Source organism: Brevibacterium linens ATCC 9172 (assembly GCF_900169165.1).
In the GTDB taxonomy this organism is placed as follows: domain Bacteria; phylum Actinomycetota; class Actinomycetes; order Actinomycetales; family Brevibacteriaceae; genus Brevibacterium; species Brevibacterium linens.
On record NZ_FXYY01000029.1, the window covers coordinates 1 to 26,338 of the forward strand.

General features: G+C 66.8%; 27 protein-coding genes and 1 pseudogene. 14 read left to right on the forward strand and 14 right to left on the reverse strand.

What is annotated here, in order from left to right:
* Nucleotides 1-199: 199 nt before the first annotated feature.
* Nucleotides 200-1,132, forward strand: a complete 933-nt coding sequence (locus tag BLIN9172_RS15565; RefSeq protein WP_101555863.1) for a LysR family transcriptional regulator — start codon at nt 200-202, stop codon at nt 1,130-1,132.
* Nucleotides 1,133-1,319: 187 nt separating this feature from the next.
* On the forward strand, nt 1,320-2,534 hold the full coding sequence (gene fdhA / locus BLIN9172_RS15570; protein WP_101555864.1) for a formaldehyde dehydrogenase, glutathione-independent: 1,215 nt from the start codon (nt 1,320-1,322) through the stop codon (nt 2,532-2,534).
* Nucleotides 2,535-2,669: 135 nt separating this feature from the next.
* On the opposite strand, the gene BLIN9172_RS15575 is transcribed toward fdhA, so the two are convergent.
* Both BLIN9172_RS15575 and BLIN9172_RS15580 read right to left on the reverse strand, forming a co-directional pair.
* Nucleotides 2,670-3,869, reverse strand: a complete 1,200-nt coding sequence (locus BLIN9172_RS15575) for a M20 metallopeptidase family protein (RefSeq protein ID WP_101555865.1) — start codon at nt 3,867-3,869, stop codon at nt 2,670-2,672.
* 182 nt (nt 3,870-4,051) lie between these two features.
* On the reverse strand, nt 4,052-4,408 hold the full coding sequence (locus tag BLIN9172_RS15580) for a VOC family protein (protein WP_101555866.1): 357 nt from the start codon (nt 4,406-4,408) through the stop codon (nt 4,052-4,054).
* Between the two features lie 178 nt (nt 4,409-4,586).
* Here BLIN9172_RS15580 and BLIN9172_RS15585 point away from each other — a divergent pair, with 178 nt between their 5' ends.
* The 5 genes from BLIN9172_RS15585 to BLIN9172_RS15600 all read left to right on the forward strand — a co-directional run bounded on the left by BLIN9172_RS15585 (nt 4,587) and on the right by BLIN9172_RS15600 (nt 9,511).
* Nucleotides 4,587-5,369, forward strand: coding sequence for a SurA N-terminal domain-containing protein (locus BLIN9172_RS15585; RefSeq protein ID WP_257904177.1), 783 nt, complete (start codon nt 4,587-4,589; stop codon nt 5,367-5,369).
* A gap of 203 nt (nt 5,370-5,572) precedes the next feature.
* Nucleotides 5,573-6,943, forward strand: coding sequence for an L-lactate MFS transporter (locus BLIN9172_RS15590; protein WP_101555867.1), 1,371 nt, complete (start codon nt 5,573-5,575; stop codon nt 6,941-6,943).
* A 15-nt stretch (nt 6,944-6,958) separates the two neighbouring features.
* Nucleotides 6,959-7,129, forward strand: coding sequence for a hypothetical protein (locus tag BLIN9172_RS18225; RefSeq protein ID WP_170286967.1), 171 nt, complete (start codon nt 6,959-6,961; stop codon nt 7,127-7,129).
* Between the two features lie 180 nt (nt 7,130-7,309).
* Nucleotides 7,310-8,692 carry a S1C family serine protease gene (locus BLIN9172_RS15595; protein ID WP_170286968.1) on the forward strand — a complete coding sequence of 461 codons (1,383 nt, stop codon included), beginning with the start codon at nt 7,310-7,312 and terminating at the stop codon, nt 8,690-8,692.
* 45 nt (nt 8,693-8,737) lie between these two features.
* Entirely contained in the window at nt 8,738-9,511 is a 774-nt protein-coding gene (locus tag BLIN9172_RS15600; protein ID WP_101555869.1) for a TVP38/TMEM64 family protein, read from the forward strand.
* Nucleotides 9,512-9,529: 18 nt separating this feature from the next.
* Here BLIN9172_RS15600 and BLIN9172_RS15605 read toward each other — a convergent pair whose 3' ends face one another.
* The 9 genes from BLIN9172_RS15605 to paaA all read right to left on the reverse strand — a co-directional run bounded on the left by BLIN9172_RS15605 (nt 9,530) and on the right by paaA (nt 17,336).
* Complete coding sequence (locus BLIN9172_RS15605) at nt 9,530-10,306, reverse strand: enoyl-CoA hydratase/isomerase family protein (RefSeq protein ID WP_101555870.1); 777 nt, start codon at nt 10,304-10,306, stop codon at nt 9,530-9,532.
* A 34-nt stretch (nt 10,307-10,340) separates the two neighbouring features.
* Nucleotides 10,341-11,210 (reverse strand): 3-hydroxyacyl-CoA dehydrogenase family protein, encoded by an 870-nt coding sequence (locus BLIN9172_RS15610; protein WP_101555871.1) that lies wholly within the window; start codon nt 11,208-11,210, stop codon nt 10,341-10,343.
* The gene (locus BLIN9172_RS15615) at nt 11,207-12,046 is read right to left on the reverse strand and encodes an enoyl-CoA hydratase/isomerase family protein (RefSeq protein ID WP_240812229.1); all 840 of its coding nucleotides are present in this window, start codon (nt 12,044-12,046) and stop codon (nt 11,207-11,209) included. Before BLIN9172_RS15615 ends, BLIN9172_RS15610 begins: the two co-directional genes overlap by 4 nt.
* The gene (locus BLIN9172_RS15620; RefSeq protein ID WP_101555872.1) at nt 12,043-13,206 is read right to left on the reverse strand and encodes a thiolase family protein; all 1,164 of its coding nucleotides are present in this window, start codon (nt 13,204-13,206) and stop codon (nt 12,043-12,045) included. Before BLIN9172_RS15620 ends, BLIN9172_RS15615 begins: the two co-directional genes overlap by 4 nt.
* 91 nt (nt 13,207-13,297) lie before the next feature.
* Nucleotides 13,298-14,416, reverse strand: coding sequence for a 1,2-phenylacetyl-CoA epoxidase subunit PaaE (gene paaE, locus BLIN9172_RS15625; protein ID WP_101555873.1), 1,119 nt, complete (start codon nt 14,414-14,416; stop codon nt 13,298-13,300).
* Nucleotides 14,416-14,979 carry a 1,2-phenylacetyl-CoA epoxidase subunit PaaD gene (paaD, locus tag BLIN9172_RS15630; protein WP_101555886.1) on the reverse strand — a complete coding sequence of 188 codons (564 nt, stop codon included), beginning with the start codon at nt 14,977-14,979 and terminating at the stop codon, nt 14,416-14,418. Before paaD ends, paaE begins: the two co-directional genes overlap by 1 nt.
* 5 nt (nt 14,980-14,984) lie before the next feature.
* On the reverse strand, nt 14,985-15,965 hold the full coding sequence (gene paaC, locus BLIN9172_RS15635) for a 1,2-phenylacetyl-CoA epoxidase subunit PaaC (RefSeq protein WP_101555874.1): 981 nt from the start codon (nt 15,963-15,965) through the stop codon (nt 14,985-14,987).
* A 13-nt stretch (nt 15,966-15,978) separates the two neighbouring features.
* On the reverse strand, nt 15,979-16,320 hold the full coding sequence (gene paaB / locus BLIN9172_RS15640; protein WP_025777409.1) for a 1,2-phenylacetyl-CoA epoxidase subunit PaaB: 342 nt from the start codon (nt 16,318-16,320) through the stop codon (nt 15,979-15,981).
* Nucleotides 16,317-17,336 carry a 1,2-phenylacetyl-CoA epoxidase subunit PaaA gene (gene paaA / locus BLIN9172_RS15645; protein ID WP_101555887.1) on the reverse strand — a complete coding sequence of 340 codons (1,020 nt, stop codon included), beginning with the start codon at nt 17,334-17,336 and terminating at the stop codon, nt 16,317-16,319. Before paaA ends, paaB begins: the two co-directional genes overlap by 4 nt.
* A 551-nt stretch (nt 17,337-17,887) precedes the next feature.
* Between paaA and paaI the strand changes: the two genes are divergently transcribed.
* From paaI to BLIN9172_RS15660, 3 genes are all read left to right on the forward strand, one after another.
* Nucleotides 17,888-18,415 (forward strand): hydroxyphenylacetyl-CoA thioesterase PaaI, encoded by a 528-nt coding sequence (gene paaI, locus BLIN9172_RS15650; RefSeq protein WP_101555875.1) that lies wholly within the window; start codon nt 17,888-17,890, stop codon nt 18,413-18,415.
* A gap of 159 nt (nt 18,416-18,574) precedes the next feature.
* Nucleotides 18,575-19,945, forward strand: coding sequence for an AMP-binding protein (locus BLIN9172_RS15655; RefSeq protein WP_101555888.1), 1,371 nt, complete (start codon nt 18,575-18,577; stop codon nt 19,943-19,945).
* A 10-nt stretch (nt 19,946-19,955) separates the two neighbouring features.
* Nucleotides 19,956-20,684: a TetR/AcrR family transcriptional regulator gene (locus tag BLIN9172_RS15660; protein ID WP_101555876.1), complete on the forward strand. Its 729-nt coding sequence runs from the start codon at nt 19,956-19,958 to the stop codon at nt 20,682-20,684.
* Nucleotides 20,685-20,705: 21 nt separating this feature from the next.
* Here the strand turns inward: BLIN9172_RS15660 and BLIN9172_RS15665 are convergent, their stop codons facing one another.
* The 3 genes from BLIN9172_RS15665 to BLIN9172_RS15675 all read right to left on the reverse strand — a co-directional run bounded on the left by BLIN9172_RS15665 (nt 20,706) and on the right by BLIN9172_RS15675 (nt 22,119).
* Nucleotides 20,706-21,119 carry a PIN domain nuclease gene (locus BLIN9172_RS15665; protein WP_240812233.1) on the reverse strand — a complete coding sequence of 138 codons (414 nt, stop codon included), beginning with the start codon at nt 21,117-21,119 and terminating at the stop codon, nt 20,706-20,708.
* The gene (vapB, locus tag BLIN9172_RS15670) at nt 21,110-21,319 is read right to left on the reverse strand and encodes a type II toxin-antitoxin system VapB family antitoxin (RefSeq protein ID WP_025777403.1); all 210 of its coding nucleotides are present in this window, start codon (nt 21,317-21,319) and stop codon (nt 21,110-21,112) included. The genes BLIN9172_RS15665 and vapB overlap by 10 nt, the downstream gene beginning before the upstream one ends.
* A gap of 128 nt (nt 21,320-21,447) precedes the next feature.
* On the reverse strand, nt 21,448-22,119 hold the full coding sequence (locus BLIN9172_RS15675) for a TetR/AcrR family transcriptional regulator (protein WP_170286971.1): 672 nt from the start codon (nt 22,117-22,119) through the stop codon (nt 21,448-21,450).
* A gap of 67 nt (nt 22,120-22,186) precedes the next feature.
* On the opposite strand from BLIN9172_RS15675, the pseudogene BLIN9172_RS18655 reads away from it, so the two are divergent.
* The 4 genes and pseudogenes from BLIN9172_RS18655 to BLIN9172_RS15690 all read left to right on the forward strand — a co-directional run.
* Nucleotides 22,187-22,579 (forward strand): annotated as a pseudogene (locus BLIN9172_RS18655) (FAD-dependent oxidoreductase); the annotation flags it as partial.
* Nucleotides 22,580-22,670: 91 nt separating this feature from the next.
* Nucleotides 22,671-23,777, forward strand: coding sequence for a glycerol-3-phosphate dehydrogenase/oxidase (locus tag BLIN9172_RS15680; protein WP_257904178.1), 1,107 nt, complete (start codon nt 22,671-22,673; stop codon nt 23,775-23,777).
* Nucleotides 23,778-23,782: 5 nt separating this feature from the next.
* A complete protein-coding gene (locus BLIN9172_RS15685) occupies nt 23,783-25,429 on the forward strand; it encodes an FAD-binding oxidoreductase (RefSeq protein WP_101555890.1) in 1,647 nt (548 codons plus the stop codon).
* Nucleotides 25,426-26,244, forward strand: coding sequence for a diacylglycerol/lipid kinase family protein (locus tag BLIN9172_RS15690; protein WP_170286972.1), 819 nt, complete (start codon nt 25,426-25,428; stop codon nt 26,242-26,244). The genes BLIN9172_RS15685 and BLIN9172_RS15690 overlap by 4 nt, the downstream gene beginning before the upstream one ends.
* Nucleotides 26,245-26,338: the final 94 nt, after the last annotated feature.

Genomic DNA, 26,338 nt, shown 5'->3' on the forward strand with positions numbered 1-26,338 from the left:
CGACGGGACCAGCGAGTCAACGTCTGGTGTTCTTCATCGGTGAGGATCAGTTCAGCTTTCGGACGACCGGTGCGAGGCATACTCCATTCTACAACTTCTTACACGAATTTACGGCGCAGGACACTAGCGAGGAACAACCCTGCAGAAAAAGAGCGAGATCTCGTTACATATTCTGCGGATTCACTGCATAATTGTGCGCATGATCGATCCGCGCCTGACGACGCTGCGCACCTTCGCCGCCTGCGGCACCGTCGCCGCCACCGCCGAGCTCACCGGCTACTCGCCTTCAGCGGTCTCCGGCCAGCTCAGAGAGCTGCAGCAGGCCCTGGGAATGACGCTGCTCGTCAAGGACGGACGCGGCCTGCGATTGACGTCGACCGGCCGCTATCTCGTTCGCCGCTCCGACGAGTTGACCGCTGCGTGGGAGGACATCCGCGCCGGTGCTCTCGGAGCCGGCGACCAGGCTCCGACGCATTTCGGCATCGGCGGATTCTCGACCGCCTCGTCGAACCTGCTCGCTCCTTTGGCTGCCAAGCTGCGCACGACTCGCCCCGGGATCAGCGTCCACGTCATCGAAGCCAGCCCGACTCGCTGCTTCGAGCTCCTCGTCGCCGAGCGCATCGACCTCGCCGTCATCGTCTCGATGCAGGGCAATGTCCAGGTCGAGGAGGACGACCGGTTCGAGAGCATCGACCTCCTCGACGATCCCCTCGACGTCATGGTGCCCGCCGACCATCCGATCGCCGACCGCGAATCGGTGACCTTGGGCGAGTTGGCCGGCGAGGAGTGGATCACCGCAGGACCGGGCTCGCCCTACCACGCCCTCTTCGTGGCCGCGTTCACCGCGGCCGGGGTCACACCGACCGTGGCCCATGAGTCCGTCGAATGGGAGACTTCGGCAGCGCTCGTCGGAGCCGGGGTCGGAGTCAGCCTGCTGCCCAGGCTGGCCAGCCTCGCCGGGGAGGCCAACGTCCGCCGCGTCCGACTGACGGGAACCGGCCGCCTGAGCAGGAAGATCATCGCCGCAGTGCGGGCCGGAAGCCGCCGGTCTCCCCTGGTCAGAGAGTCGATGCAGCACCTGCGCACGATGTCCCAGTACATCCTCTCGACGCGCCTGCGCGAGGATTCCTGACGCGTGTTTCGCTGGCTGCGGCGACGAATGCAAAGCGCTTGATATTTCTTCCAGCGGGGGCTTGACAGAGTCCGTCGCGGGCGGCGAGACTGCAGTCACGTCTGATGAAAGACTGATATGTCAGCGCAGTCTCTCGACTCGCTCACATGCCCAACTCCCCCGCACACGCATTCATGGAGGCTCGACGATGAGCAATAAGGCAATCAGCTATGCAGGCCCCGGGAAGGTCGAGGTCGTCGACACCGAGTACCCCGAATTCGTCCTCAAGGACGGGCCTGGAGTCAACCCCGCCAATATCGGCCGCAAGGTCGATCACGGCGTCATCCTCAAGACAGTGGCCACGAACATCTGCGGCTCCGACCAGCACATGGTCCGGGGCCGTACGACTGCCCCGGAGGGCCTCGTGCTCGGCCACGAGATCACCGGTGAGGTCGTCGAGGTCGGACGGGACGTCGAATTCGTCAAGGTCGGCGACCTCGTCTCGGTGCCGTTCAACATCTCGTGCGGCCGCTGCCGCAACTGCAAGGAGAGCAAGACCGGCATCTGCCTCAACGTCAATCCGGACCGCCCGGGTTCGGCGTACGGCTACGTCGACATGGGCGGCTGGGTCGGCGGACAGGCCGAGTATGTGCTCGTACCCTATGCCGACTGGAACGTCCTGAAGTTCCCGGACAAGGATCAGGCGATGGAGAAGATCCTCGACCTCACGATGCTCTCGGATATCTTCCCCACCGGGTTCCACGGTGCCGTCAGCGCCGGCGTCGGTGTCGGCTCGACGGTCTACGTCGCCGGTGCGGGCCCGGTCGGAATCGCCGCGGCCACCTCGGCGCTGCTGCTCGGTGCCGCCTGTGTCATCGTCGGCGACCTCAACGAGGATCGCCTGGCCCAGGCCCGCGGATTCGGCTGCGAGACGGTCGATGTGTCGAAAGGCGACCCGAAGGATCAGATCGCGCAGATCCTCGGCGAACCCGAGGTCGACTGCGGCATCGACGCCGTCGGCTTCGAAGCTCGCGGACACGGCAAGGACGCCGGTCACGAGGCGCCGGCGACGGTGCTCAATTCGCTCATGGACATCACCCGGGCCGGAGGCAGCCTCGGCATTCCCGGCCTCTACGTCACCGGCGATCCGGGGGCTCCCGACGAGGCGGCCAAGGAAGGGTCGCTGTCGATGCGCTTCGGCCTCGGCTTCGCGAAGTCGCATGTGTTCGTCACCGGCCAGTGCCCGGTGATGAAGTACAACCGGGGACTGATGCAGGCGATCCTCCACGACAAGGTCTCGATCGCGAAGAACGTCAATGCGACACCGATCCGCCTCGAGGACGCCCCACAGGGCTATGCCGACTTCGACTCGGGTGTGGCGAAGAAGTTCGTCCTCGACCCCCACGGCCTCATCTCCGCCTGAGGCTCGTTCCACGGGCTGTTCTGCGAACAGTGGTCGCAATCGGATAGTGCGAGCCGAAATTCAGGTCGTAACCGGATACTCAGGAGGCCCTGAAAGTATCCGGTTACGACCTATTCTTGCGACCACAGCCGGCCATCAGCCCCGCTCCTCATCTTCCAGCCGCGCAAACGCCAGGTGGGCGAGCGCCGCAGCCTGATCGCCGAGCAGACCGTCGTCGAAGACCACCCTGGGCGAATGGTTCGTCTCGGCGTCCGGGTCGATGCCTTCGGGCGTCGCGCCGAGGAACACAAACGTGCCCGGCACTCTCTCGAGCACGAAGGAGAAGTCCTCCGACCCCATCCGCGGATGCTCCATCTCGACGACCCGCTCGGCACCGAAGACCGAGCCCAACCGTTCGAGCGCGACCGCTGACTCATCCGGGTTGTTCACGGTCACGGGGAATCCCACCTGGAAGTCGACCTCGGCGGTGCACCGGTGCGCCCGGGCGACGTTCTCACCGATCTCCGTCACCCGCTCCTGCAGCAGTGCCAGAGACTCGGCGGAGAGGAACCGGATGGAGGCGGTGAGCTTCGCCGAGTCCGGAATGACGTTGCTGGCCTGCGCGGCTTCGAGCTGCGTGACCGAGACGACGACAGGGTCGAAGATGTCGAAGGACCTGCCGGTCATCGTATTCAGGGCCAGCACCACCTCGGCGAGCGCCGGCACGGGGTCGCGGGTCGCCTGCGGTTGGCTGCTGTGCCCGCCGGCCCCGTGGATGGTCAGGGTGAGATCGGCGAACCCGGCCATGAGCGGCCCGCCCTTCGTCGTGAAGCGACCCCGCACATCGGCTTCGACGTGGATGCCGAAGGCCGCGACGACGGGGACGCCGGCGGCCTCGAGCACCCCCTCGGCGATCATCGGCTCGGCCCCGCCCTCGACCTCCTCGGCGGGCTGGAACATGAAGATGATCGACCCGGGAATCTCCTCCCGGTGAGCGGCGAGCAGGCGGGCGGCACCGACGAGTCCCGCCGTGTGCAGGTCGTGTCCGCACGCGTGCATGTTCCCATTCGTCGACGCGAAGTCCAGGCCGGTGTCCTCGACGACCGGCAGCGCGTCCATATCCCCGCGCAGCAGCACCGCGGGACCGGGCTTCCCGCCCTTGAGGACGGCCACCACCGAGGTGAGCGACTCCCCCGTGGTGATCTCAAGTCCCAGCCCGGCGAGCTCATCGAGCACCGTCCGCTGCGTGAAGGGAAGGTCGAACCCGAGTTCGGGGTTCGCGTGCAGCTTCCGTCGCAGGGCAATGAGATCGCCGAGGTGGCCCTGAGCTTCGGTGCGGAAATCTGGGGTGGTCATGGGGCTCCTCATCGTATGGGTGGCGTGCGGTTCGGTTCGACCGGTTCCGGTCGGCTGCTGTTACCAATCTATGCCCTCCGGTGGTCGACGCACCCTTTTTGCCGGTCTCGTCGATGAGTATCGGATGTTCACCTATCCGGTGTGGCAGGGTCGCGGACACCCTGGACCGAACTGACCAATCCTCACGCCGTGCCGAACATGACCTTCCGACCGTCGGGGTCCTCGACCGTGACGACGACGTCGTCGACGGCCACAAGCGGGGTGCCCGCGTGTCTGATCCGCGTCAGGAACTCCGCCTGATCCGGGATCCGGAAGTACAGGTGCGTGAGATTCGACTCGGCTACAGGCGGGAACGCATAGTCAGCGAAGGCCTCGGCCGAATGCAGCGCCACCTGCACTCCCCCGGCCTCGGCAGTGAAATACGTGTACTCCTCATCACCCTCGGTCGTCAGCGGCAGCCCTGCGATCTCGCGATAGAAGGCGGCGGTCGCCTCGGCGTCGGTGCAGGTGAGGAACACCCCGCGAAACGTCGATTCCATGCTTGGCTCCCTTCGCTGCGGATGGCACGGACTGTGCTCCACGCGATTCCGGTAGCCGCAGTGTACCCGAATCCACCTACCGCAACCACCCTTGCCAAGTGACGCACATACTCCACACATTCTTCGGGGAGTCGGCCCTGTTAGCCTGGCAGGCTGAAACCGATGAGCAGGAGTGAATGTGCGAACGAACCGGTGGCTGCTGGGCCTGGCCATGTCCGTTTCCGTGGTGGCGTTGGCCGCCTGCGGAAGTCAGGATGACGAAGCATCGCCGAAGGACTCCTCGGCCGCAGCCGAACAGTCGCCCGGCGCCGACTCCGCCCAGGACCAACAGGGCCAGCAGGGCAAACCGAACACGAAGGACATCCCCGACGTGGTCGCCGAGGTCAACGGCAAGACGATCACGAAGGACGAGTTCGTCCCCCTCTTCGAAACCCAGTACCAGCAGATGCAGATGCAGGCCCAGCAGTCCGGCCAGCCGGTCGATGAGACGGGCCTGAAGAAGCAGACCGCTGAGAACCTCGTGAGCACCGAAGTCCTCGTCCAGGAAGCCGACAAGCGCAAGATCGACGTCACGGACAAGGACATCGACAAGGGGCTCAAGGAGTCCGCGAAATCGGGGCAGATGAGCGAGAAGGACTTCCTCAAGGCCATGAAGGACCAGGGCATGGATGAGCAGAAGGTCCGCTCGGAGCTTGCCAACCAGCTGAAGATCGAAGGCCTCATCGAGGACGAATACGGTGAGTTCGAAGTCACCGGCGAAGAGATCGGCCAGGCCTACGAACAGGCGAAGACCCAGCAGGAGCAGATGGCTGCGCAGGGCGGACAACAGCAGGAGATGCCGCCGATCGAGGACATGCGCCCCCAGCTCAAGAAGCAGGTCAAGCAGCAGAAGTCCCAGGAGGCGACTCAGAAGTACGCGAAGAAGCTGCGCAAACAGGCCGACGTCACGATCCACCTCTGAGGCCCGAACGCCACGGATTCCATCCCATTTGGCAAGAAACTGCCGCCTTTTCTCAAGAAAAAGCCGAGCGTTCCTCGCATTTTTTTGTATAAAACTTACCCTGAGGTGGACTATCCGGTCGGTCGGCTGACCGCCGGTCGCACGTTCCGTCCGCTGACCAGTGTCGACGGTGACACGAGTTTCATCGCAGAAAAGGACTTCCCGTGGCTTCCATTCTCACACGCTCGGCGATCGTCGCGCCGAAGAACTTCAACCGGTGGCTGATCCCACCGGCCGCTCTGGCCATCCACCTGTGCATCGGCCAGGTCTACGCATTCAGCGTCTTCAAGATCCCGTTCATGTCCCACTTCGACTCCGGTGAGGTCGCGATCGGCTGGATCTTCTCGATCGCGATCCTCATGCTCGGTATATCTTCGGCCGTCTTCGGCCCCTGGGTGGAGAAGAACGGCCCCCGCGCCTCGATGGTCGCCGCCGGAACCTGCTGGGTCGTCGGCTTCTTCATCGCCTCGCTCGGCATCGTCGCCGGTCAGCTGTGGCTGGTCTACCTCGGCTACGGAGTCATCGGCGGCATCGGTCTGGGCATCGGCTACATCTCCCCGGTCTCGACCCTGATGAAATGGTTCCCGGACCGCCCCGGCCTGGCCACGGGACTGGCCATCATGGGCTTCGGCGGCGGAGCGCTCATCGCCAGCCCGATGTCGAACCAGCTCATGGCCCTCTACGGCGGCGGTGCCGATCCCGAACACCTCGTCGCGGGCCTGACCCCGACCTTCGTCACCCTCGGCATCGTCTACGCCGTGGTCATCGCCGCCGGCGCCTTCGTCATCCGCGTCCCCCACCCCGATTGGGCCCCGAAGGGCTTCGACCCGGCGAAGGTCAAGGCGAAGCCGATGCAGACGAAGGGCAACGTCTCTGTCCGCAACGCCATCCGCACACCGCAGTTCTGGCTGCTGTGGGCCGTCCTCTTCCTCAACGTCACCGCGGGCATCGGCATCCTCGAGAATGCCGCCCCGATGATCCAGTCCTACTTCGGCATCACCGCCGCCGCGGCCGCCGGCTTCGTCGGCCTGCTCTCCATCGGCAACATGGGCGGACGATTCATCTGGTCGACGACGTCGGACTACCTCGGCCGGAAGAACAACTACATGCTCTACCTCGGCGTCGGAGCGCTCCTCTACCTCCTCGTGGCGCTCTTCGGCGGCGATTCGCTCATCCTCTTCGTGCTGGCCACACTGGTCATCATCTCCTTCTACGGCGGCGGATTCGCCACCGTGCCCGCCTACCTCAAGGACCTCTTCGGCGTCTACCAGGTCGGAGCCATCCACGGCGCCCTGCTCACCGCCTGGTCGGCCGCCGGTGTGGCCGGTCCGCTCATCGTCAACTCCGTCGTCGAGGCGGGAGAAGCGGCAGGGAAGGAAGGCCCCGCCCTCTACACTCCGGGAATGTTCATCATGGTCGGCGCGTTGGTCATCGGCTTCATCGCCAATGCCCTCATCCGCCCGGTCAGCGAGAAGCACTTCGAACGCGAAGAGGTCGTCGCCGCCAAACAGGCCGCCGCCCTCGAAGAGAACTGAAGGAAGGAACAGATCATGAACGAGTCCACCTCCGTCGCCCACGTTCCCGACTCCGGCTCCCCGCAGTCGCCGGTCGGCGGCGCCTACAAGTCCGTCGGCTCCGTCCTCACCGTCGTCGTGGTCGGCGGCCTCCTCTGGGGCCTGTCCCTGACCGTGATCAAGGCCGTCGCAATCTTCACCGGCTGACCCCCTCGCCGAGGCGGCCCCGACGCAGCCGCGAACCCGCCGTTGTCATCGCGGGCCCACAGAATCGAAGCCTTGCCTCAGCCGCGCCACAGCCCAGCCACAGCGTGCGGGTGCTGAATAGGAGTCATCAGGAACTCCTCCTCAGCACAGAAAGGCACGACCATGAACGAGTCGAGGCGCATGAGGTCAGCACAGACGGCGACCGGCGCTGGGCACAACGGTGAGAACACAATCGGCACCGAGACGACGGCGACAGCCGCCACCCGATCCCGTCCCCGCAGGCGTCGACTCGCCATGGCCGTCACCGGAGCCGCCGCGGCCCTGGCGCTGAGCATCGGATCCGCAGCCGGCCTGTCGGCCGCTGCCGCCGGCCATGCCCGCACGGTCGCGGCCGGGACCACCCAGTCGGCCATCCCCTTCATCGGGCAGCCGACCGACCCCAGCCAGGGAGGCAGCAGCGGCCAGGGAGGCAGCCAGGGCGGATACTCCGGAGGCACCACGCCGGGCGGCGGCTCGCAGTCGCCTGACACCGGGCAGGGCGGTGACGGTTCGTCCCAGCAGGAGGCCAGTCCGGCGGGTGCGAAGGAGTCGACCGGCGTCGTCCTCATCGACACCCAGCTCGGCTATGAGAACGCCGAGACGGCCGGCACCGGCATCGTACTGAGCAAGGACGGTCTGGTGCTGACGAACAACCACGTCATCGCCGATTCGACGAAGATCTCCGTCACCGTCGCCACGACCGGCAAGACCTACGAGGCTTCCGTCGTCGGTTCGGATTCGACGAAGGACGTGGCCGTGCTCAAGCTCAAGGACGCCTCGGACCTGCAGACGGCGACGATCGACGACGACTCCGTCTCGGTCGGCGACGACGTCACCGCCGTCGGCAACTCCGAGGGCGGCGGAGTGCTGCAGGCCGCCGACGGATCGGTCACCGACCTCGGCGCTTCGGTCACCACCACCGCACAGGGCTCCAAAGACTCGGAGACTCTGGGAGACATGATCGAAGTCCAGGCCGATATCGTCTCCGGGGATTCCGGCGGTGCGCTGCTCGATGACGAAGGCGAGGTCGTCGGCATGAACACCGCTGCTTCCTCCGGCAGTGCCGTGGTCACCGGCTACGCCATTCCCATCGAGTCGGCGCTGACGACCGCCGAATCGATCATCAACGGACAGCAGACAGCCACGAACACGCTCGGCTATCCGGCGTTCCTCGGCATCGGAGTCCAGCAGGATTCGCAGAGCGGACAGTCGGGCCAGTCAGGTCAGGGCAGCCAGTCGATCCAGCCGGGAGACGGCAGCTCGAACGGCCAGTCGAACTCATCGTCGCAGACCGCAGGTGCCGTCGTCGCGGGAGTCTACGAGGACACTCCGGCCGCCGAGGCGGGACTGACCGCCGGCGACACGATCACGAAGATCGGCTCGACCCAGGTCACCGACGGCAACTCGTTGTCCGAGGCCATCGCCGAGCACAAGCCCGGAGACACCGTGTCCGTGACGTGGACAGGCACCGACGGTCAGACCCACACCGCCGAGGTGACCCTGACCGAGGGTCCCGCGGCCTGACGCGGAGATTGCCCGACCGCCGCGAGCGAGACGTAAGATCGGGCCATGCCCGGACACGAAGACGCCTCGCCCTTAGAGCGGTCGCCCCGCCCCCGGCTGGGCCGGGAGCGCCTCGACTGGCCGACGATCCTGCGCAATATCGCCCTCGCTCTCGCCCTGCTGGCAGGAGTGTGGGCGGTCTTCAACGTCCGCCTGCCTTCGGTCGATGTGCTGCAGAACGACATCGCGGCAGCCGGATTCTGGGGCTTCGCCGTCTTCATCCTCATCTACATGGGCGTCGCCGCCACACCGATTCCCGTGACGATCATGGCCACTGCCGGCGGCCTGATCTTCGGGGTCGGCTTCGGCACCCTGCTGTCGATGATCGGCGTCGTCGCGGGCTGTTGGATCGGGTACTGGATCGCTCGGGCGCTCGGCCGGGACACCGTGCTGCGGCTGCTCGGCTCCCATGCCGAGACGATCGAATCCAAGCTCACCGGCGGCGGCTTCTACGCAGTGTGCGCCCTGCGCCTCTTGCCAGGGCTCCCGTATTGGCCGGTCAACTACGGCAGCGGGGCACTGGGCATCGACAACCGCACGTTCCTCTTCGCTACCGCTGTGTCGTCGCTGCCCGGTCAGCTCTCCCTCGTCGCCGTCGGGGCGTTCATCGGAGATCCCGGCGTCCTCACCGGGACAGTGGTGGGCATCTCATGGGCGCTGGTCATCGTCCTCACGCTCATCACACTCAAACGCTGGCGGTCGGCGAGCCATGCAGAAGACCACCCGAGCGACCACACCACGGACGACCGTCCTGACGCATCACCGGCCCAGGAGTCCTGACTCGACGCTGCCCGAACCTCATTCGAAGTTCGGCTTCCGCCTCTCCTGGAAGGCCCTGAACCCTTCGGCATAGTCCGGGGTCTGCCGCGCCGATTCCTGCAGGGCCGCCTCTTGGGCCAGCACCTCGGCGAGGTTCGGACGTTCGTCGGCGAGCTTCTGCACGAAGCCCTTCTCCATGGCGAAGGCCTCGGCCGGTCCGGTGACGATCTTCTCCAGCTTCGATTCGACGAAGTCGGTCAGTTCCGCGGCTGGGACCGCACGGGAGACGATCCCGGTGGCGGCCGCCTCGGCGCCGGTCATGAAGTCTCCGGTGATGATGAGGTCCATGGTCCGGTGGTAGCCGACCCGGTCGAGGAACACATGGTGGGCACCGGAATCGAGCATCGCACCGATCGCGGCGAACGGGGATCCGAACTTCGCGTCCTCGGCGGCGACGATGATGTCGGCGGCCGCGGCCACTCCGTACCCGAGCCCGAGTGCCGCCCCCTGGACCTGCGCGATCACGGGGATCGGCAGCGCCCGGATCGCCTGGAAGACGGGGGCGAAGATCTCGGCGAGGAAGGCGTGGGCATCGTCGGTCTCGACGTCGACGTTCGCGATGTCACGGCCGGAGCAGAAGACCTTGCCCTCCCCGCGGATGACGAGCGCGCGGACGTTCGGGACCGCCTCGGCGACCTTGGCCACGGCGGCGGCGATATCGCGCAGGTTGTCCGCGTCGAGGGCGTTGCGGGAGTCGGGTCCGTCGAGGACGATCTCGGCGATCGGGCCGCGGTTCTTCAGCTGGATCTCGGTCATGGATGCTCCTTTGCGTGTCCGTGTTGCGGGGATGTCACCAGGTGTAGAAACCCTGCCCGGACTTGCGGCCGAGTTCGCCGGCGGCGACCTTGTCCGTCAGTATCTGCGGGGGTGTGAAACGCTCGCCGATCTCTTCGGCGAGGTGCTCGGCGATGCCGAGGCGCACATCGAGGCCGACGATGTCCGTCGTCCTCAGCGGCCCGGCCGGATGCCGGTAGCCCAGAGTCATGGCCCGGTCGATGTCTTCGGCACTGGCGACGCCGTCTTCGACCATCCGCATCGCCTCCAGAGCGAGAGCCACGCCGAGGCGGGAGGAGGCAAATCCGGGCGAGTCCTTCACCGTGATCGCCGTCTTCCCCAGTCCCGTCACCCAGTCCTTGGCGACGTCGACGAGCGTCGGTTCGGTGTGGGTGCCGACGACGACCTCGACGAGTTCGGACACGGGCACCGGGTTGAAGAAGTGCAGTCCGATGAGCGCCTGCGGACGCGGCAGGGCCGCGGCGAGCTCGTCGATCGACAGCGCCGAGGTGTTCGTCCCGATGCTCGCGGCGGGAGCGTGCTTCGCGATGGTCGCGAGCACCTCCTGTTTGAGTTCGACGATCTCGGGCACGGCTTCGACGACGAGGAGGGCCTCGTCGAGCAGGGTCGGGTCGCGGTCGACGATGACGGTTCCGGGCACCTCGATGCCTTTGGACGCCGACTTACTCGTAGATGCGTCGATGCGCTGCCTGGCGGCGGCCACAGTGTCGTCGGTGTTCTCGATGACGATGACGCGGGCTCCGGCGGTGGCGAAGGCATGCGCGATTCCCGCCCCCATCCGACCGCCGCCGAAGACGCCGACGACGTCGGGGACGCGGGCGGTGGTACCGGCTGCCTCGGTGGGGGTGATTGTGGTGTCGCTCATGTGTTGTCGCCTTCCTTCGCCGCCTGTTCGGCGGCCTTCTTCGCCTTCTTGGCCTCGCGTTTGGACAGGAACGCGTCCATGCGGGCGAACTTCTCGTCGGTTTCGAACAGGACCGCCTGGGCCACATTGTCGATGAGGGGATGGGCCTCTCTCGGGGCGTGGAACGCCGACTTGCTCAGGCGCACGGCCAGGGGTGCGAAGCTCGCAATCCGATCGGCCAGCGCCTGACCGGCGAGTTCGAGGTCCTCGGGGTCGACGACGTCGCCCAGCAGACCGATGGCCTTGGCTTCATCGGCCTGCAGGGTCCGTCCGGCCAGCAGGATCTCCTTGGCGCGGGGTTCGCCGACGAGTTCGCGCAGGCGCCACGCGGCTCCGGCTGCGGCGAGGATGCCCAGACCGGTCTCCGGGTTGCCGATCTTCGTCGACGGGGTGCCGATGCGGAAGTCCGCGGCGAAGGCGAGCTCGGCTCCGCCGCCCAGCGCGAATCCGTCGATCAGCGCGATGACCGGCATCGGCAGCTCCTGGATGCGGGAGAAGATCTTCGAGTTGATCCCGGCCAGGGCATCATCGCGGCGACGATTGCGCAGCTGCGAGATGTCGGCCCCGGCGGCGAAGATGCCGGAGGTGCCGGTGAGGATCGCAACCTTCGGTTCGGCCTCGAGTTCAGCACACACGGCGTGGAGGGCATCGACCATCGACTGGTCGATGGCGTTGCGGACCTCGGGTCGGTTGAGCCGGATGATCGTCCGGTCGGGGTGGCGTTCGATGAGCAGCGGGGAGGCGGAATCGTTCACGCCGGTGCCGCCGTTCACGCCGCCGGTGCCGCCGGCACTCACACGCGCTCCAGCAGCAGCGCCGAACCCTGGCCGACGCCCACGCACATGGTCGCCAGGCCCTTCGTCGCCCCGGCCTGCTCCAGACGGTTGAGCAGGGTCAGGGTGATGCGGGTCCCGGAGCAGCCCAGCGGGTGGCCCAGAGCGATCGCTCCGCCGAATCCGTTGACGGTCTCCGGGTCGAGCCCGAGGTCGCCCATGCACGCCAGTGACTGGGAGGCGAAGGCCTCATTGAGTTCGACGGCCTCGAGGTCATCAACGCTCCAGCCGGTGCGTTCGAGCACCTTGCGGGTCGCGGGGACGGGGCCGATGCCCATGATCTCCGGGGACACACCGGCATTGGCTCCGGCGACGACCCGGGCGCGCGGGCTCAGTCCGTGCTTGTTCGCATAGTCCTCGGATACGAGCACGACGACGGCGGCACCGTCATTGAGCGATGAGGAGTTCCCGGCGGTGATGACCCCGCCGGGTCCGTGGATGGGACGCAGCTTGCCGAGCTTCTCCAGCGTCGAATCGCGTGGTCCCTCATCGGCGGTGACCTCGCCGACGGGCAGGATCTCACGCTCGAAGCTGCCGACCTTCTGCGCGGCCAGGGCCAACTGATGCGACCGGTAGGCGAATTCGTCGAGGGCCTCGCGGCTCAGCTGCCACTTCTCGGCGACGCGTTCGGCCGTCTGCGGCATCGACAGGGTCACGTCCTCACCGAAGGCGGGGTTCGTGAACCGCCAGCCGATGGAGGTGTCCCAGGTCCGGCCCGGCTTCGACCACGCACGCGAGGGCTTCTCGCTCACCCACGGGGCGCGGGTCATCGATTCGACACCGCCGGCCACGACCACATCGGCGTCTCCGGCGGCGATCATCGCCCGGGCCGTCGTGATCGCGGTCATCCCCGAGGCGCACAGACGGTTGACGGTGAACCCGGGCACGGATTCGGGCAGTCCGGCCAGGAGCACGGCCATGCGGGCGATGTTCCGGTTGTCCTCACCGGCCTGGTTCGCCGAGCCGAGGATGACCTCGTCGATATCGGTCGGGTCGATGCCCGCCCGCTCGACGACGGTCTTCATCGTGGCAGCCACGAGGTCATCGGGCCGCTGGTCGGCCAGTGCACCCCCGTAGCGTCCGATGGGGGTGCGCAGTCCGTCCAGAATGAATGCCTCGGGCATGGGTCTCCTCGCTGACGAGTTCGGGTAGGTGACATGGTACGGGCTTGCACCCGTTGGTGTGCGGGCTAGCGCCCGGTTGGGTTCGGGCCGCTTACGAGTCGAAGTCGACGGTGACTTCGTCGCTGACGGGGAACGTCTGGCAGGTGAGGACGAAGTTCGCCTCGACCTCGGCGTCCTCGAGAGCGTAGTTGCGGACCATGTTGACCTCACCGCCGCAGATCTTCGCGCGGCAGGTTCCGCACACCCCGCCCTTGCAGGCGAACGGCAGATCGGACCGGGATTCCTGTGCGGAGTCGAGGATGGTCTTGCCCTGCGACATCGCCGAGGTGGAGCGTTTGCCGTCGAGGATGACGGTGACGTCGCTGGTGGCTCCCTCGATGACCTTGTCCGCGTGGACGACTTCCGGTGGGGGTTCGTCGACGTAGAAGAGTTCGAAGTGGATCCTCTCCTTCGGCACGTCGAATTCGGCGAGCACCTTGCGGGCGTCTTCGAGCATGCCGAAGGGTCCGCACAGCCACACATGGTCCATGCTGCCGATCGGGACGATGGCGGTGAGCAGGTCCCGCAGCTTCTCCTCGTCGAGACGACCGGAGAAGAGCTCCACATCGCGGGGTTCGCGGGAGAGCACGTGGACGAGGTCGAGCTGCTGGTTGCGGGCGTCCTTGAGGTCGGCGAGCTCCTCGGCGAACATCACGGTGTTCGTGTGCCGGTTGCCGTAGAGCAGAGTCACCGAGGCGTCGGGGTTCGACAGGACGGTCGAGGCGATGGAGAGCATCGGGGTGATTCCCGAGCCTGCGGCGATGCACAGGTGCCTGCCGCCGGCGGAGGCATCGGCGCGGAAGCTGCCCGAGGGAGGCTGCACCTCGATGACGTCACCGGGACGGACCTCGCGCACCAGCCACAGGGAGAAGAGTCCTTCGGGGACTTCGCGCACACCGATGCGCGGGGCGGTTCCGGCCGGGGCGCAGATCGAATAGGTGCGGCGGTGCTCGGCGCCGTCGATGATGCGGCGCAGGGTCAGGGACTGTCCTGCCGCGAAGTCGAAGAGTTCGCTGTATTCGCCGGGCACGTCGAAGGTCACGGCGGCCGAATCCTCGGTGAGGTGGTCGACGGATTTCACGGTCAGCGGGTAGAAGGCCGACCGGGAGAATCCGTCGGCAGGCTCGGTGGCGGGGGCCGCCTCGGCGGTGTGATCGATCGTCTGAGTCATCAGATCTCCTTCACATGGTCGAACGGTTCGAGGCAGTCGTTGCACTGGTACATCGCCTTGCATGCGGTTGCGCCGAACTCCGAGGACAGCCTGACGTCGTCGGATCCGCACAGCACGCAGGTCACGGCGCGGCGGGTGGGCATGAGGGTCAGCGCCACCGGGCCGGAGTTGCGCGGTGCGGCTCCGGGTGGGGAGATTCCGGCGTCCTTGAGGGCTTTCTTCCCGCGTTCGGTGATCCAGTCGCTCGTCCAGGCAGGGGTCAGGGACACGCGCACCTCGGCATCGGGGAATCCGGCCTCGAGGAGTTCGCGCTGCAGGTCATCGCGCATCGTCGCCATCGCCGGGCAGCCCGAATAGGTGGGGGTGATGATGGTGACAACGTGGCCGTTCTCGATCGTGACGTCGCGCAGCACCCCGAGATCGAGGAGGGTGAGCATCGGCATCTCGGGGTCGGTCACGCGTTCGGCGGCGGCCCAGGCACGGTCGATCGCCTCGGCGTCGGTGACTGGTGCGGTGTCGGTGGTGCCTTCCGGGCGGGTGTCGGTCGGGGAGGTCTCGAGCATGGCGGTCACCACTGCCCCTCCGGGTGCTCGCGGGCGACGACCTGCATCTCGGCGAGCAGCTTCGACAGGGCCTCGGTGTGGAGTCCGTCGCGGCCCTTGCCGCCGTGGACGCCGACTCCGGCCAGACCGCCGCGTTCGGGCCGGTCGATTCCGGCCGCGGCGAACACCTGGTCGAGGATGACGGATGCCTCGTCGGCCACCGTCGCGGGGTCGACGCCGATTCCGGCTTCGGCCACGGCAGTCTCGACCGGGTGGGTCTCGAAGAGTTCGGACCACAGCGGCCACAGGCCGTTCAGTGCGGTGACCAGGCGGGATCGCGATTCCTCGGTCCCGCGGGCCAGGGTCACGACCCAGCGTCCGGCGAAGTCGCGGTGGTAGGACATCTCCTTCACACCCTTGGCCGCGATGGCCGCGAGCACGGTGTCGCGGCTGCTCGAGAGTCGTTCGAAGATCGACAGGCGCCACGTGGAGTAGATGAGGATCTTCGCGACCGCCTCGGCGAAGTCGCCGCCCGGCACCTCGGCCAGGCGGACGTTGCGGAAGTCCAGGTCGTTGCGGAAGTACGCGAGCCGGTCTTCATCGGGGACCGGGGAGCCGGCGGGCAGTTCGGGCACGAGCTGCGGATCGGCGGCTGCGGCGCGGGCGAGCAGGAGACGCGCCTGTCCGAGGAGGTCGAGGGCGATGTTCGCCAGCGCGATGTCCTCTTCGAGATCTGGGGCGTTCGAGCACCATTCGGAGATCCGCTGGCTGAACACGAGCGCGTCGTCGCCGAGCATGAGGCAGTACGCCCCGAGGTCCTTGGCATCAACACCGTCGGGAACGGTCGTATCGACGCCGGCCAGGGGGTCTTCGAAGTCGGTGCCGAAGGCCCAGTTCGCGTCGTTGACGAGCAGTCCGGAGTACGCGTTGTCGTGGTCGCCGTGTTCGACGTTCGTGCCGGCTTCGTCGTGTTCGACGTGGATGGTGGGTTCGTTGTTCGCAGTCATCTCTCGCCCCTTCTCACATATGGGGGACATCGGAGGGGATGTCGTAGAAGGTCGGGTGGCGGTAGACCTTGTCGCCGCTGGGGGCGAACATCGGGTCCTTCTCGTCCGGGCTCGAGGCCGTGATGTCGGAGGCGCGGACGACCCAGATGCTCACGCCTTCGTTGCGTCGGGTGTAGACGTCGCGGGCGTGGTGGACGGCCATCTGATCGTCGGCGGCGTGCAGGGATCCGACGTGGACGTGGTTGAGTCCGCGCTTGCCGCGCACGAAGACCTCGTACAGCGGCCATTCGCCGCGGGTCGAGCCCGCAGTCGAATTGTCCTTCGCCGAGGTGGGGCCGGGGTTGGTCTCGGTCATTTCGCTGCCTCCTCAGGCGTGGTGGTGTCGACGCCGGCGGCGGGAGTCTCGTCAGCCGCCGCCTCGGCGGTCTGGTTCTCGGCGAAGGCGAGCGCGGCTTCGCGCACCCACGCCCCCTCGTCCCAGGCGCGCTTGCGGTGGGTCAGGCGCTGTTCGTTGCAGGGTCCGTCGCCCTTGACGACGGCCCAGAACTCGTCCCAGTTCGGGGTGGAGAAGTCGTAGTGTCCGCGTTCTTCGTTCCACTTGAGGAACTCATCAGGGAACGTCACGCCGAGGGCTTCGGCCTGCGGGACGGACATGTCGACGAACTTCTGACGCAGCTCGTCGTTCGTGTGGGTCTTGATGCCCCAGATCATCGACTGTTCGGTGTTCGGCGAGTTGTCGTCGGGCGGGCCGAACATCATCAGGGCCGGCCACCAGAAGCGGTTGACCGATTCCTGGACCATCTCACGCTGGGCGTCGGTGCCGCGCATCATCGTCATGAGCAGTTCGTAGCCCTGGCGTTGGTGGAAGGACTCCTCCTTGCAGATGCGGATCATCGCGCGGCCGTAGGGGCCGAAGGAGGTCCGGCACAGCGGCACCTGGTTGCAGATGGCCGCCCCGTCGACGAGCCAGCCGATGGTGCCGACATCGGTGTAGGACAGGGTCGGGTAGTTGAAGATCGAGGAGTACTTCTGCTTGCCGGCGACGAGCTTCTCGGTGAGCTCGTTGCGTGTGGCGCCCAGGGTTTCGGCGGCCGAGTAGAGGTAGAGGCCGTGTCCGGCTTCGTCCTGGACCTTCGCCAGCAGGATCGCCTTGCGACGCAGGGAGGGCGCGCGGGAGATCCAGTTGCCTTCGGGCTGCATGCCGATGATCTCCGAGTGCGCGTGCTGCGCGACCTGGCGGATGAGCGTCTTGCGGTAGGCCTCGGGCATCCAGTCCCGGGGTTCGATCCGATCCTTGGCCTCGATCGTGGCGTCGAACTGCTCCTGCAGCTGCGCCTCGTCGAACCGGTTGTCGTTCACTTGAGTTGTCATGACCACTCCGCCCTTGGATGTGCCCTTGTCAGGACCTGCCTCGGTCAGCGGCTGCCGACCTCGAATCGGTCCGACCATCGTATGGCCTTCTGGTCCGGGGCATCCATTTACTGACCATTTGTTCTGTATTGTTGCCACCAGTGTCGCACACCCCTCGCCCGGGCGCAATGCCACCCACGCGAAAGAGCCGCTCAACCCCGCCGCGTCGCCGAATCGCCCCTCTGCTCAGCGGCGCCCGCCGAATTCAGGTCAGCATCGGATACTTTCAGCGCCGGAAAATGTCCGAGAGCGACCTATATTTCTCGGCAGCTGTCCGATAGTGACCTATTCCCGCCTGGGCTTGACGATGCGTGCGCAATTCGCAGGCCGAATCACCCCGGGACTTGACACCGAAGACGATCGGCACGATATTTATTGACCAGATGGTCGTTTATTCTCCGACGGGCTGACCGTCCGGAATCACGGGGAACTCTCACCGTCGTCCACACACAGCGGCGCAGGCGCTCCTCGTGCACCGGCGCCCGAACCCGCGACTCGAGGAGGAGCCGACCATGGGGCAGCCCGCCCACGATACGACGACCGCGGAGTCGCAGACCCCGAACGAACCCACCCCCACCGAGGCGGCCCCCGAGTCCCCCACCGAGGCGTCCTCCCCGGTCCCAGAGACCACGACGTCCTCACCCGAGCTCACCGGTGCGGCCGCGATGTTCGCCAATGACCGAGCGTCCCAGCACTTGGGCATCACCGTCGATGACCACGGACCCGGGTGGGCGCAGTGCTCGATGACGGTCACCGAGATCATGACCAACGGCCATGACATCACGCACGGCGGCTACATCTTCCTCTTCGCCGACACGACCTTCGCGATGGCCTGCAACTATCCCGGATCGATCACGGTCGCCTCCGGCGGAGACATCGACTTCCTCAAACCCACGTACCTCGGTGAAGAGCTCGTCGCTCGCGGCCATGAGGTCATCAAGCAGGGACGCTCGGGCATCTACGACGTCACGGTCACCCGCGGCGACGAGATCATCGCCACCTACCGCGGTCGCTCGCGTACGCTGCCCGCCCGCAAGTAGACCTGGCCAACCGCACGACTTCCCGACCCGCGTCCGGCTCCCCGCCGAGCCGGAGGACCCCCACCGAACCACCCGTCGACGACCGGACACCGAAGAACGGTGGACCACCTCGGCGGTCTTTGGATCTGACACACAGAAGAGATTCGCAAGGAGACGATGATGACTGAGACCGACCTCGACGCCGGCGAACGGATGAGCCTGGACGAGCTGCGCGCCGACCAGCTGACAAACCTCAAGACCACGGTGACCGCGGTGTACGAACGGGTGCCGTTCTACCGGAAGGCCTTCGACGAACTCGGCGTGACTCCCGCCGACATCACGAGCCTCGATGACATTGCGAAGCTGCCGTTCACGACCAAGCAGGACCTGCGCGACAACTACCCGTTCGGGCTCTTCGCCGTCCCGCAGGAGCAGGTCGCGCGCATCCACGCCTCCTCGGGAACGACGGGTCTGCCGACGGTCGTCGGGTACACGATGGGCGATCTCGATCGGTGGGGCAGCCTCATCGCGCGGTCCATCCTCGGTGCCGGCGGCAAGCGCGGTCAGATGATGCACAACGCCTACGGCTACGGCCTGTTCACCGGCGGTCTGGGCGTCCACGGGGCAGAGCGTCACGGGTTCACGGTCGTCCCGATCTCCGGCGGTCAGACCCCGCGCCAGGTGCAGCTCATCCAGGACTTCAAGCCGGACATCATCACGGCCACCCCGACCTACCTGCTCACGATCCTCGACGAGTTCCACAAGCAGGGCATCGACCCGACCTCGACGAGCCTGAAGACCGCGATCTGCGGTGCCGAGCCGTGGACGGACGAGATGCGCAAGGAGATCGAGAGCTCCTTCAACATCAACGCCGTCGACATCTACGGCCTCTCCGAGGTCATGGGACCGGGCGTGGCCTGCGAGTCCGCGGTGACGAAGGACGGCCCGACGATCTGGGAGGACCACTTCTACCCGGAGATCGTCGACCCCTTCACCGGTGAGGTGCTGCCCGACGGGCAGGAGGGCGAACTCGTCTTCACCTCGCTGACGAAGGAAGCGCTGCCGATCATCCGCTACCGTACGCATGATCTGGCGACCCTGCTGCCGGGCACCGCTCGCCCGAACTTCCGCCGTATCTCGCGCATCACCGGCCGTTCCGATGACCTCATGATCATCCGCGGCGTCAACGTCTACCCCGCGAACGTCGAGACCGTGCTCTTCGAGTTCGCGCCGCTGAGCCCGCACTTCCAGCTCGTCCTCACTCGCCCGGGTCGGATGGACGAGATGACCGTCGAGGTCGAAGCCCGCGACGGCGTCGGCGCCGTCGAGCTCGAGGGTCTCGACAAGCTTGTGGCCGCCCGCATCAAGGAGCGCCTCGGCGTCTCCTGCACCATCGACATCAAGCTGCCCGGCGACCTGCCGCGTTCGGTCGGCAAGATGAAGCGCATCATCGACCGCCGCGAAGGCGTGCGTGAGATGAGCGCCTCGGATTCGCAGCATGCGCACCGACCTGTGACCGGCATCGCGGCGTGCCGCCCGGCACCTCGTTAGACTGGTGCGCATGCCTGAATCCCCCTCACCTGCGCAGACTTCGCCGCAGACAGCGATGACTGCGGACCCGGCCGCCGCGGCGAACGCCCAGTCGTCGACGTCAACATCGTCAACGACGTCCTCGTCGACCCCCGCCGAGGCGGCCGCCCCCAAACGCTCGCGCCGCGGCCGTCCCGGATACGACCGGGAGACCCTCATCAACAGGGCCACCGAAGTCTTCGTCTCCCGCGGCTATGACGGCACGTCGATGGACACGGTCGCCCGTGAGCTCGGCATCACGAAGTCGGCGATCTACCATCACGTGACGTCGAAGGAAGAGCTGCTGCACCTGGCGATCAGCCGTGGCATCCGCGCGCTCGATTCCGCGGTGGAGACCGAGAGTCTGCGTGAGAACGTCTCCGCACTCGAACGCCTGCGCCTGGCCGTGCGCGCCAGCGTGGTCATCCTCATCGAATACCACCATTCGGTGACTCTGCTGCTGCGCGTGCGCGGAAACTCAGCCTTGGAACGCGAAGCCCTCGAGGCGCGCCGCAAGATCGATGCGAAGGTCCGAGCCCTCGTCGAGGCCGCCATCGCCGAGGGCGGCCTGCGTTCGGACTTCACCGCCGGGCTCATCACCCGCCTGCTCTTCGGCATGGTCAACTCGATCACCGAGTGGTACCGCCCCAGCTATCCCGTCGACCCCGACACCATCGCCGAGGCGGTCACGACGATGGCCTTCCAGGGGCTGGAGGCCTGAGGCTCAGCCCTCCCCGGGCGCTCAGTCGATCCGCTCGAGCTCCTGCTCAGTGATTTCAGCGATCAACTCGAAATCCTTGTCCTGATGCAGGACAACAAGCCCATTCACCTCGCCGATCGCGGCAATAAGCAGATCTGGGACCGACGGCGCGCGGTGATGACCCTGGTCAGCCAGGATGCCCTGCACCTCAATGGCTCTTCTCTCGACCGCCGGTGTAATCCCTGCAAGTGGCATCAGGGAAATCGGGGGTGTTTCGATGGCTGCGGACCAGTCTGTCGGGCTCGTCGCCGAATACCCTACTTCCAGCAGAGTCGGGATTGAGATCTGGACCAGACCACGGTTGATCCGGTCCAGCCACTGCTCGGCCTCACCGCTGCGTCCGACTCGAACCAACGCAGATTTGTCAATGAGCCACGAGAGCCCCTTCACCCCCACGCCCCACTCATATGCTGCTCATCTGCCAGTCGATCGAATTTGCGCAGGTCCTCGATAGTCGCCGCTTCATCGGAGCGAAGCGCCTCCCGATCAATCGTCCGCCGCAGATATTCAGCACGAGACAACCCCGCGCGCCGAGCCATCGCATCGACTCTCGACAGAGTCTCATCCGAAATGTTTCGGATCAGCACATCAGTCATCTCGCATCACCTCCATTTGATATCCAATGATATCATCCGAATCGCGCAGAGGGAACGGATCACCCAATTCACGGGCGCCGCGGCTGACCATCGATCATCGCGCAAGACCAGAATCCATAGCCTGAGGCTCAGCCCTCCCCGATCGCGCCGGCCGCGAGGACCCAGCCGAGTGTCGATTCGATCTCGGACAGCAGCTCCTGCCTCGGCGGCTGATAGTCGCCGATCACCCAGTCGACGACGATCTGAATACCGGCGCCCACGAGCAGGTCACCGAGCACTCTCCGACGCGTGTCGGTGAGTACGGTGCCCGAGACGGCCACGCAGAGCGCATCGGCGAGTTCGCCGCCGATCACCCGACCGTGCCGCCGGTAGAGCTCGTCGATGCGGCCACTGACCCCGAGCACTTCGAAGAGGTGAACTCGCGCGAAGATCGGGTTCTCCTGCGCCCAACCGAGAAAGCCGCCCATAAATCCCCGCAGCACCGCCATGGCCTCGGCGTCGGGCGTCTCCGTCGCAGTCTCAGAGCCTCCTGAATCGGCCGCACCACCGGCCAGCACCGCGGCCCGCAGATCGGCCACCACCCTCTCATAGACCTCAACGAGGAGATCCTCCAAGGCGGCGAAGGACTCATAGAAGTAGCGCTTGTTCAACCCCGCGGTCTCACAGATCGCGCCCACCGTGGCCGCCCGGTATCCCTGAGTCCCGAACAGTTCGATCCCTGCCGCGATGATCTGCTCCCGGCGAGCACTCTCCCGTACCTCCCGGCTGGCTCCCGCGTAGGGGCGTCCCTCATTAGTCACAATGTGATCTTGACAACACTGATCGCCGAACGCAAACTGGTACGGCATCGTGCCAGAAAGGGCGGGAATGACCTCCACCAATGCAGATGACAGCCCCACGGCCTCGGCGGGACTCGGCTCCCACGCCACAGCGAATACCTCGTCCCTCAACGCCGCTCAGCGCGAACGCGACCTCGCGGCCGCCTCGGCGAATGTCTCCGACGTCGTCGTCATCGGCGGTGGATTCACCGGCGCCGGCGTCGCTCTGGACGCGGCCAGCCGCGGGCTCTCTGTCACCCTCGTCGAACGCGGCGACCTCGCCTCGGGCACGAGCAGCTGGAGCTCGAAACTCGCCCACGGCGGACTGCGCTACCTCGCGAAGGCCGACGTCGGGATCGCCTGGGAGTCGGCCGTCGAACGCGGCCGGCTGATGAACACCATCGCACCGCATCTCATCCGGCCGCTGCCGATGATCTTCCCGCTGCGCCCGGGGGTCGGCCGCGTCGAGGCCGCCATGACGAACACCGGCTTCCACGCCGGCGACCTCCTGCGGATGCTCACCCGCACGCCGAATCCCCCATCCCCGCCGCGTCTCGGCCGCCGCAGTCCGGCAGCTCGCCCCGACGACGGCGAGCGACGGTCTGCGCGGCGGGCTGCTCAGCTGGGACGGTCAGCTCGTCGACGATGCCCGGCTCGTCGTCGCCTTGGCCCGCACCGCCGCCGAACGCGGTGCGGGTGTCATCACCTACGCCGAGGCGACCGACATCGAACCCACGCGCGTGCACATCAGGGACCGCCTCACCGGGGATGAGCACACGCTGCGCGCCCGACAGATCGTCAACGCCGCCGGCGTCTGGTCGGACACTCTCTCGGACGAGGTCGAACTGGCCCCGAGCAAGGGTTCGCACATTCTCGTTCCTGCCGCTCGCCTCGGCGATCCGCAGGCCGCGATCACCGCACCGGTGCCCGGTCACTTCGGCCGCTACGTCTTCGCCGTGCCGTGGCACAACGGTCTGGTCATGATCGGTCTCACCGACGATCCGCACCACGGTCCGATCCCGGACCGCGCCCTTCCCGACGAGGGCGAGGAGGCATTCCTCCTCGACACGATCAACGCCGTCCTCGAGGACAAGCTGACCACTGACGACATCGTCGGCGGCTACGCCGGCTTCCGTCCGCTGATCAAGAGCAGCGATTCCACCGACAGCGCCGACCTCTCCCGCAGACACGCCCTGCTGCGCGACTCCCGGACCGGGGCGCTGACGATCGTCGGTGGCAAGCTCACCGCCTACCGCCGCATGGCCGAAGACGCCGTCGACGACGTCGTCAAGGTCGGCGGACTGCGCGCCGGAGGGTGCCGGACGACCGAACTCGGCCTCGTCGGCAAGGGCACACCCGCACCCGGCCTGCCCGACCGCCTCGTCGCCGTCTACGGAACCGACGCAGCGACAGTGGTCGCCTACGGCGATGCCGACCCCTCCTTCAACGAACCCGTGCGCGAGGGCATCCCGCTGACCGGCGCGGAAGTCCGCTTTGCCGTCGACCACGAACTGGCGGTGACGATCGAGGACGTCATCGACCGGCGGACCCGGTGGGGACTCGTCGACGCCGACCGCGCCGACCTCTATGACGCCGTAGCCCGGCTCGCTCCGGAACTCACCACCGAATCACGAGGATGACGATCATGGACAAGCCGCGTATGCGCTGGTGGGGCTGGGGCGAAGACGGCCACGACGGACCCATCAAGCCCGGCGCAAAGGTGATACTGAGCAAACACTGCGGGGGGCCGGCCGGAGTCGACAGACCCCATGTGGACCTCGACGACGTCGAACTGCCCGAATCAGTCCTGCCGTCCGCAGTCAGAGTCCGTTTCGCCGAGGCGGTGGGCGAGGCGTTCGTCCGCGATGATCACGCGACCCGAGTCTCCCATGCGGCCGGGCGCAGCCTGCCCGACCTCATCCGGCTGCGCAGAGGCGAGCTGGTCACCGCTCCCGATGCGGTGCTCTACCCGGCTTCGAACGCCGAGGTGGACGCCCTCCTCGCGCTGTGCGCCGAGGGGTCCGTGGCGGTCGTTCCCTTCGGCGGCGGCACCAGTGTCGTCGGCGGCATCGATGCCGTACGCGGCGAGTTCTCCGCGGTCGTGAGCATCAGCCTGGCCCGGCTCGACCGGATCATCGACATCGACGAGGAATCGCTGACGGCCACCGTCCAGGCCGGAGTCTTCGGACCCGACCTCGAGGAAGCACTGCAGACCCGCGGCTTCACTCTCGCCCACTATCCGCAGTCCTTCGAGTTCAGCACCGTCGGCGGCTGGGTCGCCACCCGCTCGGCCGGTCAGCAGTCGACCGGCTACGGCCGCATCGATGAGAACGTCTGCGGTCTGCGCTGCTCGACCCCGAACGGTCCCGTCGAGCTGCCCACCACCCCGGCCACGGCGGCCGGCCCGAACCCGCGGCAGCTCTTCGTCGGCTCCGAAGGGACGCTGGGCATCATCACCGAGGCGACCCTGCGGATCCATCGCGTGCCGAAGGCAGTGCTGGGCGACTCCTGGTTCTTCCCCGACTTCGCTTCGGGCAGCGCAGCACTGCGGGAGATGGAGCAGTCGGGACTGCACCTCGACATCGCCCGTCTCTCGGATGTCAACGAGACCGCGTTCGGTCTCGCGCAGCTCGGCAGCGAGCTGCAGCGCAGGGGCGTCCTGGCCTACCTGCGCGCCCGCGGCCTCACGGATCCCTGCCTCCTCATCGTCCGCTACGACGGCACCCCCTCCGATGTGCGTGCGCGTCGCTCCCAGGGCCGTTCGATCGTGCGCAGGCACAAGGGCGTCAACCTCGGCGCGGTTCCGGAGACCTCGTGGGAGAAGCACCGCTTCTCGACTCCGTACCTGCGGGATCAGCTGCTGCGTGAGGGCATGATCGTCGAGACGATGGAGACCTCCGCCCCGTGGTCGAAGGTGAATGACCTCCACGGCACGATCACCGCCGGAATCGAGACAGCGATGGTCGAGCGCGGCACTCCTGCATTCGTGCTCTGCCACGTCTCGCATCTCTACGCCACCGGCTGTTCGCTGTATTACACGGTCTTCGCCAAGCAGGAGGTCGGGGCGGAGATCGCCCAATGGAAGGCGCTGAAGTCCGCGGCCAGCGACGCCATCATGGCAGGCGGCGGAACGATCACCCATCACCATGCCGTCGGCACCGACCACGCTCCGTGGCTGCCCGCCGAGACCGGTCAGATGTGGCTGCGGATGCTGCGTGCGGCCAAGGCCGAGGTCGACCCGACCGGCATCATGAATCCCGGCAAGCTGATGAACGGACCGGATCGACTGTGAGCGGCATCGACGACAAGGGCGCCTTCGGCACGGGTTCGACAGACCGGGGCTCTTCGCGGCCCGTCGCCGATCCGGCGGTCGTGCCCGTGATCCTCAATCCCACGGCCCGCCGTGGGGCGGTGCTCAGGCGGATCGATCCGCTCGTCCACGCCTTCGCAGTACACGGCCTCGAGGCGCGGCTTGTCAGAAGCACGAGCGCCGACCACGCGAAGGAGCTCGCCGCAGCATTCGCCGCCGAGGGCGCCCCAGTCGTCGGCGCACTCGGCGGGGACGGGATGGCGCGCACAGTGGCCGCGGGGCTCGTCGACACCGCAACATCACTGGGCGTCATCGCCGGTGGGCGCGGCAATGACCTCATCGGCAAACTCGGCATCCCGAAAGGCGTCGAAGAGGCCGTGGCCACCATCGCGAACGGAACCGATCGTGCCATCGACGTGCTCGACCTCGATCTGACAGTCGACGGACAGCGCCTCGACTTCCGGGGCCTGACTGCGGGTTTCGCGAATTCCGGCCGCTACGGGGGCGGACTCACACTCTCCACTGAGGCGGCGATCGACGACGGACTCATCGACGTCGTCCTCCTCAAGGAGGCGTGGCTGCCGAGGCTCGCCGTCGAGCTCGTCGCGTTCATGTCCGGCAAGCACGACCGGCATCCGCATATCCACTTCGCCCACGCGCGGGAGGTGAAGATCGACACCCCCGCCGGTGCCGCGCCGGTCGAGATCGTCGCCGACGGCGACGCGGTCGCGCAGACCCCGGCAACAGTGACGATCCGCCCGTCATCCCTCAAGGTCCGCGTTCCCCACGACCGGTGATTCGGGTCGCCCAAGGTTCCGGCGGCAGTCATCCGCCGCGGGAACACTCAGCACAGCGAGAAGGCCCAGTCCCGGACGTTCCGTGCGGTCGAAC